This is a genomic window from Solidesulfovibrio sp. C21, from assembly GCF_047785625.1.
Lineage (GTDB): Bacteria > Desulfobacterota > Desulfovibrionia > Desulfovibrionales > Desulfovibrionaceae > Solidesulfovibrio.
The window spans coordinates 50,126-63,948 of record NZ_JBLODY010000015.1; the positions used below are offsets into that span (position 1 = coordinate 50,126).

General features: G+C 63.6%; 12 protein-coding genes and 2 tRNA genes. 5 read left to right on the plus strand and 9 right to left on the minus strand.

What is annotated here, in order from left to right:
* Window positions 1–314: 314 nt before the first annotated feature.
* From ACMZ6R_RS07095 to ACMZ6R_RS07135, 9 genes are all read right to left on the minus strand, one after another.
* Window positions 315–632, minus strand: coding sequence for a TusE/DsrC/DsvC family sulfur relay protein (locus tag ACMZ6R_RS07095; protein ID WP_416110218.1), 318 nt, complete (start codon window positions 630–632; stop codon window positions 315–317).
* A gap of 272 nt (window positions 633–904) precedes the next feature.
* Window positions 905–2,674, minus strand: a complete 1,770-nt coding sequence (locus ACMZ6R_RS07100) for a YcaO-like family protein (RefSeq protein ID WP_416110219.1) — start codon at window positions 2,672–2,674, stop codon at window positions 905–907.
* Window positions 2,675–2,704: 30 nt separating this feature from the next.
* Window positions 2,705–3,436 (minus strand): class I SAM-dependent methyltransferase, encoded by a 732-nt coding sequence (locus ACMZ6R_RS07105; RefSeq protein WP_416110220.1) that lies wholly within the window; start codon window positions 3,434–3,436, stop codon window positions 2,705–2,707.
* Window positions 3,437–3,536: 100 nt separating this feature from the next.
* Window positions 3,537–3,611 (minus strand) — tRNA-Gly (locus ACMZ6R_RS07110).
* 13 nt (window positions 3,612–3,624) lie between these two features.
* Window positions 3,625–3,699, minus strand: a tRNA-Cys gene (locus tag ACMZ6R_RS07115).
* Between the two features lie 459 nt (window positions 3,700–4,158).
* Entirely contained in the window at window positions 4,159–4,614 is a 456-nt protein-coding gene (locus ACMZ6R_RS07120) for an Hsp20/alpha crystallin family protein (protein WP_416110221.1), read from the minus strand.
* A 113-nt stretch (window positions 4,615–4,727) separates the two neighbouring features.
* Entirely contained in the window at window positions 4,728–6,341 is a 1,614-nt protein-coding gene (locus ACMZ6R_RS07125) for a glycosyltransferase (RefSeq protein WP_416110222.1), read from the minus strand.
* 115 nt (window positions 6,342–6,456) lie between these two features.
* Window positions 6,457–7,563, minus strand: a complete 1,107-nt coding sequence (locus tag ACMZ6R_RS07130; protein WP_416110223.1) for a serine hydrolase domain-containing protein — start codon at window positions 7,561–7,563, stop codon at window positions 6,457–6,459.
* A 15-nt stretch (window positions 7,564–7,578) separates the two neighbouring features.
* On the minus strand, window positions 7,579–8,538 hold the full coding sequence (locus ACMZ6R_RS07135; RefSeq protein WP_416110224.1) for a YbgA family protein: 960 nt from the start codon (window positions 8,536–8,538) through the stop codon (window positions 7,579–7,581).
* A 115-nt stretch (window positions 8,539–8,653) separates the two neighbouring features.
* On the opposite strand from ACMZ6R_RS07135, the gene ACMZ6R_RS07140 reads away from it, so the two are divergent.
* The 5 genes from ACMZ6R_RS07140 to leuC all read left to right on the plus strand — a co-directional run bounded on the left by ACMZ6R_RS07140 (window position 8,654) and on the right by leuC (window position 13,645).
* The gene (locus ACMZ6R_RS07140; protein WP_416110225.1) at window positions 8,654–9,304 is read left to right on the plus strand and encodes an HAD family hydrolase; all 651 of its coding nucleotides are present in this window, start codon (window positions 8,654–8,656) and stop codon (window positions 9,302–9,304) included.
* Complete coding sequence (locus ACMZ6R_RS07145; RefSeq protein ID WP_416110226.1) at window positions 9,297–9,941, plus strand: phosphatidylserine decarboxylase family protein; 645 nt, start codon at window positions 9,297–9,299, stop codon at window positions 9,939–9,941. Before ACMZ6R_RS07140 ends, ACMZ6R_RS07145 begins: the two co-directional genes overlap by 8 nt.
* A 21-nt stretch (window positions 9,942–9,962) precedes the next feature.
* Window positions 9,963–10,733: a CDP-diacylglycerol--serine O-phosphatidyltransferase gene (pssA, locus tag ACMZ6R_RS07150; protein WP_416110227.1), complete on the plus strand. Its 771-nt coding sequence runs from the start codon at window positions 9,963–9,965 to the stop codon at window positions 10,731–10,733.
* 123 nt (window positions 10,734–10,856) lie between these two features.
* Window positions 10,857–12,377 carry a 2-isopropylmalate synthase gene (locus ACMZ6R_RS07155; protein ID WP_416110228.1) on the plus strand — a complete coding sequence of 507 codons (1,521 nt, stop codon included), beginning with the start codon at window positions 10,857–10,859 and terminating at the stop codon, window positions 12,375–12,377.
* Window positions 12,378–12,385: 8 nt separating this feature from the next.
* Window positions 12,386–13,645: a 3-isopropylmalate dehydratase large subunit gene (gene leuC / locus ACMZ6R_RS07160; protein ID WP_416110229.1), complete on the plus strand. Its 1,260-nt coding sequence runs from the start codon at window positions 12,386–12,388 to the stop codon at window positions 13,643–13,645.
* Window positions 13,646–13,823: the final 178 nt, after the last annotated feature.

Here is a 13,823-nt window from a genome sequence, read left to right on the forward strand (position 1 = left end):
CTGGGAGAGTGTCCTCCCTCTTTTGGGGAACCGTTCGAAAGGCGGGGAACCAAGGGGGCGGCGCGGGAAGGACGCTCAATGACGCGCGCCCTGGGGGATCGCGTCATTGAGCGTCCTCATGCGCTTCGGGGAGATGTCCTTGGAAAGGGGGCCGGCCCTTTTGCCCCGTGGCGATGGCGATGTCGGGGGGGATGTCCTCAGCGGGAAATGTGATGTTTCGCGCCATGCGGACGGGGCGGGCCGGGGAGGATGCGCGCGGACGAAAAAAGGCGACGGGTCGCCCCGCCGCCTTTCTTCCTCGAGGAACCTGTGGCCTAGACGCAGCCGGTGGGCTTGGGCAGGCCAGCCATTTTGCAGGCTCCTTTACCCGGTCCGGACGGGAACAGCTCATAGATGTGCTTCAGCTTGAACCCGGTCACTTTGGACAGGATGCGGACCATGGGGGCGATGCCATTTTTCTTGTAGTAGTCCTGGAGAAATTCGATGACCTTGTTGTGCTCCGGGGTGAGTTCCTTGATGCCCTCGGAGTCCTTCACGTAGTCAACCCAATCAAGGGTCCAGTCCTCGAACTTCTGCAGGAAGCCGTCTTCGTCGACTTCGAAAGAGTGGCCTTTGTACTCGACAGTTGCCATGCGCATCCTCCTTACAGGTTGATAAAACAAGCGCCCGGGTCGTGAGCCATTGGCCGGGCGGATTCAAATGCCTCCCCGAGTGGCGGGGGGCCTCACCCATGAATCAGAGCACCCTTGATGCCCGATGGGTCGTGTTTGTCAGGGCGCCGTGTGACGATCCGGCTCCCGCGTTACTTTTTAAAAGTAAGCAGCAAAAGAGGTTCTTGTCAACGATTTTCCCAAAAACAGGGGTTTATTAATTACAAAATTGTGTAATAAGTCACAATGTTGCATCAATTGTTCGGCAAATCGCGTTCGGAACCGATACGATTGAGCGCTTCCCGGGCGAACGCGATGTCGCCGTCGAGGGCCAACGCCGCGCCCAGATGATGCGCGGCCAGATCCAGCCGGCCGAGCCGTTCCTGGCACAGCCCCAGGTTGGCCAGGTCCATGGCCGAGCCCGCGTCCAGGGCCAGGGCGGCCTCGAAATCCGCCGCCGCCGTCTCGTAGTCGCCGGCCTTGAAGCGACTGACGCCGCGCAGGTTGTAGTATTCCTTGACCGCCGGCGCGCGCGCGATGGCCCGGTCGAGGTGCGCGGCGAGCTCCGGGCCGAACCGTCCCAGAAGCGACAGGGCATGGGCCTGGTAAAAGGCGGCCAGGGCCCGGTCCTCGTCGTCGGGCTGGATTTCCTCGGCCCGGGCGAAGGCGGGCAGCGCCTGTTCGGGGTCGCCCAGGCGCAGGGCGAAAAGGCCTTCGAAAAAGGGGAGAAAAGACGCGCCGGGATAGATGTCGGCCAGATTGGCCAGCCCCGGCGCGGCAATGTGCGGCGGGGCCTGCTCGGCCAGAAGCCGACCCGTGAAAAGGCCGAGCGACGCGTTCGGCGTGCGCTCGCGAAAGGCGAAGCCAGGCACGATGTTGTAGTTGGCGGCAAGCTCCAGGACCGGGTGGGTGGTGTCCACGGTCAAAAGCGGATGCCCCAGGGCCGAGAGGTCGGAAGCCAGGACGGCCAGCTCCTCGGCGATGTCGCCGCGTTCGAGATGCGGCAGGCAGTCCAGGGAGGTTTGCGGCCCGGCAAAAAGCCAGCCGGCCTCCTCCAGGGTCACGAACTTGGGCAGGCCCGAGGCCTCGTAATTGCTGCCCGTCTCGAAGTCGCCGGCCAGCTGGGCCACCTCGGTTAAGGCCCGGATGGCGGCCTTGGCCGGCGAGGCGGCGGTGCCGGCGGTGAAAACGATTTCCGAGGCGTCGGGAAAGGTGGCCGGATCGTAGGCAATGGCGGCCACCGTCGGCACGGGCATGGAAAGGCTGAAATCCTTGAGCCACACCCGGATTCCCTCCCGGGCGAAGGCGGCCAGCAGGCCGGCCAGCACCGGGTCGGCGATCCTGGCCGTATCGATGGTGGGCAGGGTCGGGCGGTCGCGGTCGACGACCGCGCATACGTGGCGCTCCACCAACTCGCAGGCCCCCTGGAGCACGGATTCCTCGAAGCAGTTCCCGGCCGAGGACCCGTTGAATTCGTTGAGCATTTTGAACCAGTCCAAGGGCAGGACCACATCGCGTCCGGCGGTGATGTCCCGGGCCGGGGCGAAGCGCCAGGGGTAGAGATCGAGCACCCGGCGGGCCGTCGCGTCGTCGATGTCCTCGCCGACGCTGTGGCGGAGAAGCGCCACCGGCGCCAAGGCCTTGCCGAACCTGGCTTCGGCTTCGGACCAGGTCGCCTCGGTGAAGCGGCTCGGATCGGCCCAGAAGGAGAAGAAGCTGAACCGCTCGGCCAGTTCCATGAGCGCCGAGGCTTCGGCCTGCTCGGGGGAAGCGCCCTTGCCCATCTGTTTGCGGGTGGGCATGACGGCCCGGGCCGTTTCGCCGCAAAGACTCATGAAGACCGGGATGCCGAGGCGTCCGGTGTCGATGCGCCGGGTTTCGGCCAGAACCCCGGTCCCAAGGCGCGAAAAGGCGGCCTTGGCCCGGGCCACGGTTTCGCTGGGGGGGCAGATCTTGTCCTGGTCGCGGACGTAGCCCTTGGGCCTTGCTGTCAGGCCGGTGCGGGCGAGAAGGCTTTTATCCATATGCGTTGCGTCCCGGGAAAATGCGCGGCGTCAGATCCGTTTGCGCGGGCGCATGCGGTAGACCTGGCACAGCTTGCGTTCGGGCTGGCCGTTTTCGGGATCTTCTTCCTTGTAGCCGATCACGCGTTCGGCCACCTCGAATTCCTTTTCGGCCGGCCCCAGGAACTTGCTGGCCCGGCGGGTGAAATCCTTGGCCAGGACGACTTCCGCGTCCGGGGCCGTGCCGATGTGGGCAAGCAGGAATTTGAGCAGCCCCCGGGAGGTGTTTTCCAGGTAGAGCACTTCCGAGCCCAGGATGACGTCGAAGCGCCGTCCCAGCCGGTCGGCGGAAAAATCGGCCCGGGCCACGTCCGCCCGGTCACCCAGTCCGTTGTGGAGGATGTTGATCCTGGAAAAAAGCAGGGCGTCGGGGTGGATATCGGTAATGAGGGCGTGAAACCCCTTAGCGGCGGCGAAAAGACCGCAGATGCCGACCCCCGCGCCGAGTTCGATCAGGGTGCGGCCCTGCCCCGGGTCCAGATGGGTGAGGAAATGTCCGAGCAGCATGGAGGCCGGCCAGATCTTGGCCCAGTACGGGAGTTCGATGGGACCGACGCCGGCACGTTTCGCCAGTCGGTCGATCAGGGCCTCAAGGTCGGCGATCTGGAGAATTTGCAAGGTGACGCCGCCGATGGTCACGGGTTCGAAGCGGACGTCGTAGCGGGCTTTGGCCGCGTCGAGCAACTCGTCGAGGGGTGCGGAAAGGGGGACTTCTTGGCTCACGATGGCTCCCGTTTGGTCTGGAAGGCCGCCAATAGCGCAAAAGCCGAAGGCTGGCAAAGAAAAAGGGCCGGCTTTGGGGCCGGCCCTCGGGATTACGAAGTGGAGCGGGAAACGGGATTTGAACCCGCGACTTCAACCTTGGCAAGGTTGCACTCTACCACTGAGTTATTCCCGCTCATGATCGGCTGTGGAGGCGGCATCCGGATTTGAACCGGAGAATGGAGGTTTTGCAGACCTCTGCCTTACCACTTGGCTATGCCGCCTCGTTTCAAAGACCCGTATTTCTACTTGCATCCGGCCCGGTTGTCAAACTTTTTCTCAATCTTTTTGTCCGGTCCGGAGCGGCGGGGCGGCCGCCGTTGCCGAGGAAGGATTTCTGCCAAATGCGGGGCCCGACGTCAACCGGAAATCCGCGACGAACGCTATTTAATTTGTAACATACCGATAAAACTAAATTTATAAAGAAAGAAAAGGCCGGTGTCTCCCGCTCCGACCGCTTCCGGCTTGCGGCCAGTCCCCGAGTCGCCTGGGAAGGGTGCCCCATGAAGCCCGGCTGACGGCACGGTGGGGACCACGCAAGGCGGCGGGGAGCCCGGGAAAAAGAGCGACGGGGCGCGTGCCCATCGAAAACGGCAACGCGGGGACGTGCCGGCGATAGGCAGGTTCTTACCGCGAAAACGCCGGGACCTTTCGGTCCCGGCGTTTGGCTGGGGGAAAAAGGCCTAGCCTTCGATAGTGATCTTCTTGGCGGTCTCGGCCGTATCCAGGGGCAACGTGATGGTCAGCACGCCCTTGTCGAAGCGGGCCTTGGCCGCGGCTTCCTTCACCTTGCCCGGCAGGGGCACGCAACGGGAAAACGAGCCGTAGGCGCGTTCGATGCGGTGGTAGTCGTCCTTCTTTTCTTCGTCCTCGAACTTCTTTTCACCGCGAAGCACGAGCGTTTCGTTTTCAATGGTGATTTCCACGTCCTTCGGCTCGATGCCGGGCAACTCCGCCTTGACCGTCACCACGCCGTCGGCTTCGCTGACGTCCACGGCCGGGTAGCCCACGTCCTTGAAGAGATTGGGCAATGCGCCAAAAGGTTCGCTCCAGAAATCCTCCATCAAGTCGGCCATGCTCATGGGCCGCTTGGTGGCCAGGGATTTTTCCCGAAGACGCGGCAAAAGACTCTTGAACATAATCCTACCTCCCATCACTATAGGATAGTGTGATTACATCCAAAAATATTGGCACGCGAAGCGGTTTTGTCAAGAGATGGTCGCCACGACGGCCAACTGCTCAACCTTGTCCTTTAACTGTGTAAATTCAGCGAATCGAGGGCGGCCAGGGCGTCTTTGTGTTCGTACCATTTGTAATGGAACTTGATGTCGTTGCCCATGATGCTGCCCTGGCTGGCCAGATTGAGCTTGCTGCGGATGGAGGTGCCGGATTCCTGACGATGCACGCAGGTCACCGTGCCGCAGTAAAAGACCTTCCAGCCGGCCAGACACAGTTGCAGGTCGTGGTCCGTGTCGTCGATCTGCGAGGGCGAGTAGCGGATGTCGAAGGCCGGCGCGTCGGCGAGCGAGGCCACCCGCAGCAGGTGCTGGCAGCCCATGACCACGCGGGTTTCCCGGATCACGTCGTAAAGGCCGATGTCGTACTGCTGGTAGGGTGTCGGCAGGCTTACCCGGATGGCGTCCTCGTGGGTCAGGGACACATGGCGGTAGAGGTATTGCAGCAGCCGGTACTGTCCGGGGAAGACGACCTTGCAGCCGACGTTGCCGATGCGGGGATCGGACTCGGCCACGGTCAGCAGGTGGGCCAGCCAGTCGGGTTGCAGGTAGACGTCGTCGTCGAGGAAGGCCACGTAGTCGCTTTCCCGGGTCGCCGGCTGGGCCAGCAGCCAGTTGCGGGCCGCCGGCGCGCCGATGTTGACCGGGAGGGTGATGATCTCCACCTCGTTGTCCGGGAAAAGGTCCCTGGCTTTTTGGGCGACGGCCAGGCTGTCATCGGTGCAACCGTTCAGCAGCACCTTGATGCGGGCCGGGCCTATGGCGCAGTGCGACAGGCTCTCCAGGGTTTCGCCAAGGGTTTTGGCCTTGTTGAAGCTGTAGAGATAGATGCACACGCGCTTGGTGTGCACGAGGTCGTGGTTAGGTTGGAAGGGGTGGCGCAAGGCGTCCAGGCGCAGGGCGTAGGGGCGTTGCCGCGGATCGAGGGCAAAGGCCCGTTCGTAAAGGGCCATGGCCCCGTCGATGTCCCCGGCCCGGCGCAGCATTTCCGCCGCCCGGCTCACGGTGAAGGGGTCGTCCGCCTGTCCTTTGACCTGTTCCCACAGGGGCAGGGCGGCCGCGTCGTTGCCGAGTCCCGCATAATGGTTGAAGAGTTTTTTTTGCCACAGCGGCAGGAGCACCTTTGGGCACCGGAATCCGGCCAGGGCCTTGCATGGTGGTTGCCCGTCGAAGAAATCCATATGCAGCAGCATGTTGGCGTACTGGACGGCCATGGGATGGCGGGCGAGGACGTTTGTGCAGATGGAGCGGATCTCCCGGCCCTGAAACTTGAAGGATGCCCGGCGTATTTGATTGTACAGCCCCGGTTCGACATGGGTGCCCTCGAGGACTTTCTGCAGCGTTTCCGCGCCGGGCGTGAGGCCGGACGTGATGCCGATGCCGAGGATGTTGGGGTCGAAATGCTCGAGCTGCACGGCCGAGCGGATGGCCTCTTCGAGGAGTTGCCGCGCCTCGTCGGAAAGGTCCTTCTGGGATTCGGCCAACAGCCGATTGATGAAGGACACGGCCATGGGGACGTCGACCTGGAACGTATCAAGGTAATTCTTATAGTAACGACAGGCCTGTTCTAGGTTCAGAACGGCCAGTTCGCCGCCGATGCCGACGAGGTTTTCCGTTGCGCCCTGCGCCATGGTGCCTCCAATGATTTCGTTGCAGCGGGTTTGCGGCCGGGACTGGGGCCCTCTGGTTGTGGCGCGGTGCCCGGCCTCGGGGAGTAATGCAAATAAAATGCCGGGGACGCTGCGCCTAGGGCTGCTGCTTGCCTGTGAGCAGGGAAAGGAGTTTCCAGCCATAATCCGACAAGTCCCCTTCGGTATCGGCCAGAAGCACCACCGCCGCCTGATCCTCGGGCGACATGAGCACCAAGGCGAAATAGCCGCCCGAGCGCCCGGCGTGAAGCACGTATTCCTTACCGCCGAAATTCATCACGTTCCAGAAAAGCCCGATATAGAGCGTGGGAATCGAATTGACGTGCTTGCGCGGCAGCTGGGCCAGTTTCATGGACGGCAGAAGCGGCGTGGGCGTGATCCCGGTTTCGGCTGCAGCATAGGCGAGCAGATCGTTGGCCGTGGAGCGAAACGCCCCGGCTCCCTCGAGCCCCGTCACCTGCCAGTTGGGCAGGATATTGCCCGCGGTGTCGTGGCCGTGGGTCATGCGGGCCGCCTGATCCTTGGAAAGCGTGATGGTCGTGTCGTGCATGAAAAGCGGATCGCAGAGCCGTGTTTTGACCAGCCGCTCGTAGTCCGTGTCCCACAGGCGGGCCAGCAGGTAGCCGGTTAAGCCCGCACCGGTATTGCTGTAGTGGAACTCCCGGCCGATGGGCGCGATGAGCTTGGCCGTTTTGAGGTAGTCCAGCAGCCTGGCCGTCGAATAGCCGGCCAGGGGGTTGTGGGGATCTTTCCCGGGCAGGTTGTCCGGCGCTTCGGGCAGACCCGAGGTGTGGGTGGCCAGATCCAGGAAGCTTATCCAGTACAGCGGCGATTCCTTGGTGATGATCCCGGGCGGCAAATAGAGCCGTATGGGATCGGTTGCGCGCACCCGGCCTTCCATGATCGCCTGGGCCAGCATCTCGCCGGTGAAGGTCTTGGTGATGGAGCCGATCTCGAAAAGCGTGCGCCCGTTCGGGGGACGGGAAAGGCGGCCTTCGCCGCCGTGGCCGAAGCCGTAGACGACCCGGCCGGTCGTATCGAGAAAGCCGATCGCCAGGCCATGCACCTTGCCGGAGCGGGTGAGCTTGCCGACCACCCGGGACACGGCCGCTTTCGTCGGCAGACGGTTGGCGGCGATGGCTTGGCCGGGCAGGACCAGGGCCAGGGCAACGAGGAGAAGCGCAAGCGGGAATGCTGGACGCATGATCGGGCCTTTTCCCTACGCGTGGTTGCGCAGTTTGAGCTCCACGGGATGCGGATGCAGGTAATACTGGTCCTTGAGATAGGCCACGTCGTACTTGCGGGTGTAGTGGGCGAGCAGGGTGACGGGCACAATGAGCGGCAAAAGCCCGGTGCGGTACTGGGTGATAAGTTCGTGCAGCTCGGCCTTTTCATCGGCGCTGAGCAGTTTTTTGAAATAGCCCGCGATATGCTCGAGCACGTTGGCGTGTTTGGCCGGGGTAGCGGCCAGGGCCAGGGCCCGCATGAGCACAGTCTCGTAGGACACGGGCAAGGCGTCGGCGGGCCAGCTCTTGGCTTCGGCCGTAAGCCGCCCGAGCTGGCGGGTCATCTCCGGGCTGTGGGCCATGAGCAGCAGTTTGTGGCGGGCGGTAAAGGCGACCAGCCGGGCGGGCAGGCTCGTGGTCCCATCCCCGGCCACGGCTTTTCGCCAGCGGCTCAAGGTGAAAATGCGTTCGATGAAGTTTTCCCGGAGCTTCTCGTCATGCAGGCGTCCTTCGTCCTCGGCCGGGATCAGGGGAAAGCGGTCCATGAAGGCCCGGGCGAAAAGGCCCACGCCCTTGGGCACGGGCACCCCCTGGTCGTTATACACCTTGACCCGGGCGTAGCCGCTGGACGGGGACTTGGATTTGAAAATATAGCCGCACAAGTTCTCCCGGGCCAGTTCCTCCACGCGTCGGGCGGCAAAGGCGCGCATTTTGTCCGTCAGATCCAGGCCGGTTTTGATGGTGACCAGCCTTGGCGCGGCCGGATCGCCGACAAGGCGCATGGGTTCGCGCGGCACGGGCAGCCCGCATTCCACTTCCGGGCAGACAGGCACGAATTCGAAAAAACGGCCGAGCGTCTCGACGACGTAGGCGTCGCGCTTGTGGCCTCCGTCGTAGCGCACGGGCTCCCCGAGCAGGCAGGTGCTTACCCCGACGCGGATCGTTTCGGGCATGGGATTGGCCTCGACGGTGTTTTTCCCGGCTTGATCGGCGCGGGGTTAGCGGCTAAAGGCTCTGATTGTCTTGCGGCACAATACGGACTTTGGGCCGCCAAGGGAAGGAGCGTATGTGACATTGGACCACGTGATAAACGGGCTTTGCCCGCCGGATACGGTGCTTTTCGATTTCGGCGGCGTGCTGGCCGAAGAGGGCTTTTTCAAGGGACTCACTGCCATTGCCGAGCAGGCCGGGCGTGATCCGACAGCCGTCGTGCCCGTGGCCTACGAGATGGCCTGGAGCTCCGGCTTTGTCACCGGCGGCTGCGACGAGGCCGGGTTCTGGCAGGCTTTCCGGCAGGCCACGGGCATTGCCGGCGACGACGCGATGCTCACGGAAATGGTGCTTTCGCGTTTTACGCCCAGGCCCTTCATGTTCGCCATTGTCGACGCGGCCCGGGCCGCCGGCATGAAAACCGCCATCCTGAGCGACCAGACCGCCTGGCTGCCCCGGCTCGACGCAAAATACGACGTCTTTTCCCATTTCGACGCGGTGTTCAACAGCTATGATCACGGTGTGACCAAGCGGGATGCGGCTTTTTTCGAGCTGGCCCTGGACCATCTCGGCAGCGCGCCCGCCACCTCGATTTTTATTGACGACGCGCCGCGGAACGTGGATCTTGCCGCCTCGCTCGGCCTTCGCGCTATCCTCTATACGGACAAGGCCGCCTTTTTGCATGACCTCGCCGCCGTCTGTCCGCTGTTTGGAGCCCTCCATGTATAATCCCCTCTGCGGCCTGGCCCGCGACGGCCTGCCGATCATCGGTCTTTTCGCCCTGGCCACCCTCGTGTGCGCTTTGCTGCGCTGGCCGGTGCCGGCCGTGATCCTGCTTGCGGCCACCGCCTTTTCGCTGAATTTCTTCCGCGACCCCGACCGGTTTCCCCCGAGCGGCTGCGGACTGGCCGTGGCCCCGGCCGACGGCGTGGTCTGCAAGCTCGGCGAGGCTCCCGATCCCCTCTCCGGCGAGACGCGGCAGGTGGTATGCATCTTCATGAACGTGTTCAACGTCCACGTGAACCGTTCGCCCATCGACGCCACGGTGTCGGAAGTGCGCTACATCCCCGGCAAATTTTTCAATGCCTCCTTCGACAAGGCCTCCACGGACAACGAGCGCAACATCCTTTCCCTCACCGATGCCGACGGCGGGAAGTGGTCGGTGGTCCAGATCGCGGGGCTCATCGCCCGGCGCATCGTGTGCAAGGCTGCCCCGGGGGACAGGCTTTCGCGCGGCGAGCGCTACGGCATGATCAAGTTCGGGTCCCGGCTTGACGTCTATTTGCCGCGTGGTTATCATCCGGCCGTGACAATGGGGCAGAAAACCACGGCCGGCGTCACGGTCCTGGCGAAAAAAGACGACTAGCCCCTGTCCGGCGGCCTTTGCATGGAAGAAAAAATGACCCAGAGTCGGGCGCGCAGGAGCGTGTATATCCTGCCCAACCTGTTTACCACGGCGAGCCTTTTCGCCGGGTTTCTGGGTGCGCTTTGGGCCATCGAGGGCCGGTTCGACATGACCGCCCTGGCCATTCTCTTTTCCTGCCTCTTCGACGGCCTCGACGGCAAGGTGGCCCGGCTTACCGGCACCAGCAGCGATTTCGGCGTCCAGTTCGATTCGCTCTCCGACCTTGTCGCCTTCGGCGTGACCCCGGCGATTCTCGTCTATCAATGGCAGCTGTCCCAGTTCGGCCGGCTCGGCATCCTGGCGGCGTTCATGCTTGTAGCCTGCGGCGCCTTGCGCCTGGCCCGGTTCAACGTCATGTCCGGGGCAACGTCGTCCTCCAAGAAGTTCTTCATCGGGCTGCCCATTCCGGCCGCCGGCTGCATGATCGCGCTCTTCTTCATGTTCGAGCGCTATCTGCCCGACGATTTCGCCGCCGTCGTCATTCCCAAAGTCTGCCTCATCCTCGTCTACCTCCTGTCCTTTCTCATGGTCAGCCGTGTGCGCTACGCCTCTTTCAAGGAATTCGGGCTGGTCAAGGCCCATCCCTTCAGCGCCATGGTCACGGCCATGCTCCTCTTCGTGGTCGTCGCCTCCGAGCCCTGGCTCATCGGCTTCCTGCTCTTCACGGCCTACCTCATCTCCGGTCCCATCTACACCTATTTCATTCTGCCGCGCCGCGCCAAGCTACGGGAGCCCCTCCAGGAGCTCTCATAATACCATCACCCCCTTTCTGACATCGCTTGTCATCGTCCGGGCCCTCGGCTACCAACACAGTCTGTTGCGCGCCGTGCGCGCCGCTTCTCCCGCGTCTATGCGGGAAATAAAGGGGAGATTTCCATGCCCGACAACAACAGGGTATTCATTTTCGATACCACGCTCCGGGACGGTGAACAGTCGCCCGGGGCCACCATGACCCGCGAGGAAAAAATCCGCATGGCCCGCCAGCTCGAAACGCTCGGCGTGGACGTGATCGAGGCCGGATTTCCGGCCGCCAGCGTCGGCGATTTCGAGTCCGTGGCCGCAATTGCCCAAACCGTGACCAAGCCTGTGGTGGCCGCGCTGTGCCGGGCTCTGCCGGCGGATATCGACCGGGGCTACGAGGCCATAAAAAGCGCCAAGCGCAAACGCATCCACACGTTTCTGGCCACCTCGCCCCTGCACATGGAGCATAAGCTCGGCAAGACGCCGGACCAGGTGCTCCAAATGGCCGTGGCCGCCGTCAAACACGCAGTGTCCAAGGGCGACGCCGAGGTCCAGTTCTCGGCCGAGGACGCCTCGCGCTCGGAGCGGGACTTTCTGGCCAAGGTCTGCACGGAGGTTATCGCGGCCGGGGCGACCATCATCAACATCCCGGACACCGTGGGCTATGCCCAGCCCGGCGAATTCGCCGACCTCATCCGCTTTTTGCTCACCACCGTGCCGGGCGCGGACAAGGTGACCTTCGCCGTCCACTGCCACAACGATCTGGGCCTTGGCGTGGCCAACACCCTGGCCGCCCTGGAAGCCGGGGCGCGGCAGGCCGAGGTGACGCTTTCCGGCATCGGCGAGCGGGCCGGCAATGCCTCCCTCGAACAGGTCGTCATGGCGCTCAATACCCGCCCCAACTACTATCATCTGGATACCGGCATCGTGACCGAGGAGATTTTCCCCTCCTGCCGTCGCCTTTCCGGCATCATCGGCCAGCCGATCCCGCCGTATGCGCCGGTCATCGGCCGTAACGCCTTTGCCCACGAGTCCGGCATCCACCAGCACGGCGTGCTCAAGGACCGTCGTACCTACGAGATCATGACCGCCGAAAGCATCGGCCGCAAGGGCGCGGTGGTGGTGCTCGGAAAGCATTCCGGCCGCCATGCCCTGGACGCCAAGGTCAAGGAACTCAATTATACGCTCAACGATGACGAGCTGAAAATCGTCTTCGACGCGGTCAAGGATCTGGCCGACCGCAAGCAGAACATCCTCGACGAGGACATCGAGGCGCTCATCCTCGAAAAGGTCCTGCGCCGGCCCGACCATTTCGCCCTGCGCCACATCTCCGTGCACTGCGGCAACGTGGAGCTTGCCCCCATGGCCGTGGTCCAGATGCTCGTGGACGGCAAGGAAGTGCGCCGATACGCCTCCGGCTCCGGCCCGGTCGACGCATCGTTTAACGCCGTGTGCGACGCCGTCGGCCGCAAGCCCGAGCTCGAGGAATTCCACATCAACGCCATCACCGGCGGCACCGACGCCCAGGGCGAGGTGACCGTTCGCGTGCGTGAAGGGGCCGCCACGTCCGTTGGGCGCGGCGTTCACGATGATGTCATCATGGCCAGCACCCTGGCTTTCATCAATGCCCTCAACCGGTTGGCCAAAAAGGAGTAGAAGAGGATATGCCCGCAACGTTAGCAGAAAAACTTCTCCAGGCGCACAGCGACGAACAGGTCACCGGCCCCGGACAGATCGTGCGCTGCCGGCTGTCCCTGGTCCTGGCCAACGACATCACCGCGCCTTTGGCCATCAAGGCCTTCAAGAAGATGGGAGCCACCGCCGTCTTCGACCAGGACAAGGTGGCCATCGTGGCCGACCACTTCACGCCCAACAAGGACATTGCCTCGGCCGAGCAGGTGAAGGTCTGCCGCGAATTCGCCAAGGAGATGGGCATTACCCATTACTACGAGGGCGGCAATGTCGGCGTCGAACACGCGCTTTTGCCGGAACTCGGCCTTGTCGGCCCGGGCGACGTGGTCATCGGCGCGGACTCCCATACCTGCACCTACGGCGGCCTCGGGGCCTTTGCCACGGGCATGGGCTCCACGGACATCGCCGGCGGCATGGCCCTTGGCGAAACCTGGTTCAAGGTGCCGCCCACCATCCAGGTCGTGCTGACCGGCACGCTCGGCAAGTATGTCGGCGGTAAGGATCTGATGCTGGCCCTTATCGGGACCATCGGTGTTTCCGGCGCGCTCTACAAGGCCCTGGAATTCACCGGCTCATTGGCCTCGGAGCTTTCCGTCGAGGGCCGCATGACCATGTCCAACATGGCCATCGAGGCCGGCGGCAAGGTCGGGCTTTTCGTCGCCGACGCCAAGACCCTGGACTTTGCCGCCAAGGCCGGCCGTACGGGCGATAAGCCCCTGGCCGCCGATCCGGGCGCAACCTACGAGCGCACCGTGACCATCGACGCCACCGGCATGGAAGTGCAGATCGCCTGCCCGCACCTGCCGGAAAACGTCAAGCCCGTGTCCGAAGTGGCCGGGCTTCGCATCGACCAGGCCGTCATCGGCTCCTGCACCAACGGCCGCATCGAGGACCTGCGCCAGGCCGCCTCGATCCTCAAGGGCAAGAAGGTCTCCCGCGACGTGCGCTGCATCGTGCTGCCGGCCACGCCTTCGATCTGGCGTCAGGCCCTGGCCGAAGGGCTCATCGAAACCTTCATGGACGCCGGCTGCGTGGTCGGTCCCGCCACCTGCGGGCCGTGCCTTGGCGGCCATATGGGCATCCTTGCCGGCGGAGAGCGGGCCATCGCCACCACCAACCGCAACTTCAAGGGCCGCATGGGCAGCCTCGAAAGCGAAGTCTACCTGTCCGGCCCGGCCGCTGCCGCCGCCGCCGCCATCGCCGGCGAGATTATCGATCCGGCCAAGGTGTGATGGAGAGATGAAGGAATGCCTCCGGCGGCCAGGAGGGGCCCTGGGCCCCTCCTGGACCACCCCTTCCCGCTTTGGCGTGAGGGAGGCCGTCGTTCCTTCGGGGCGAAAGGGAAAAGGATTTTTGGGAGCGTAACGAAATAAAAATATTACGCCCTCAACCCGATAAAAGTTTTTGGGG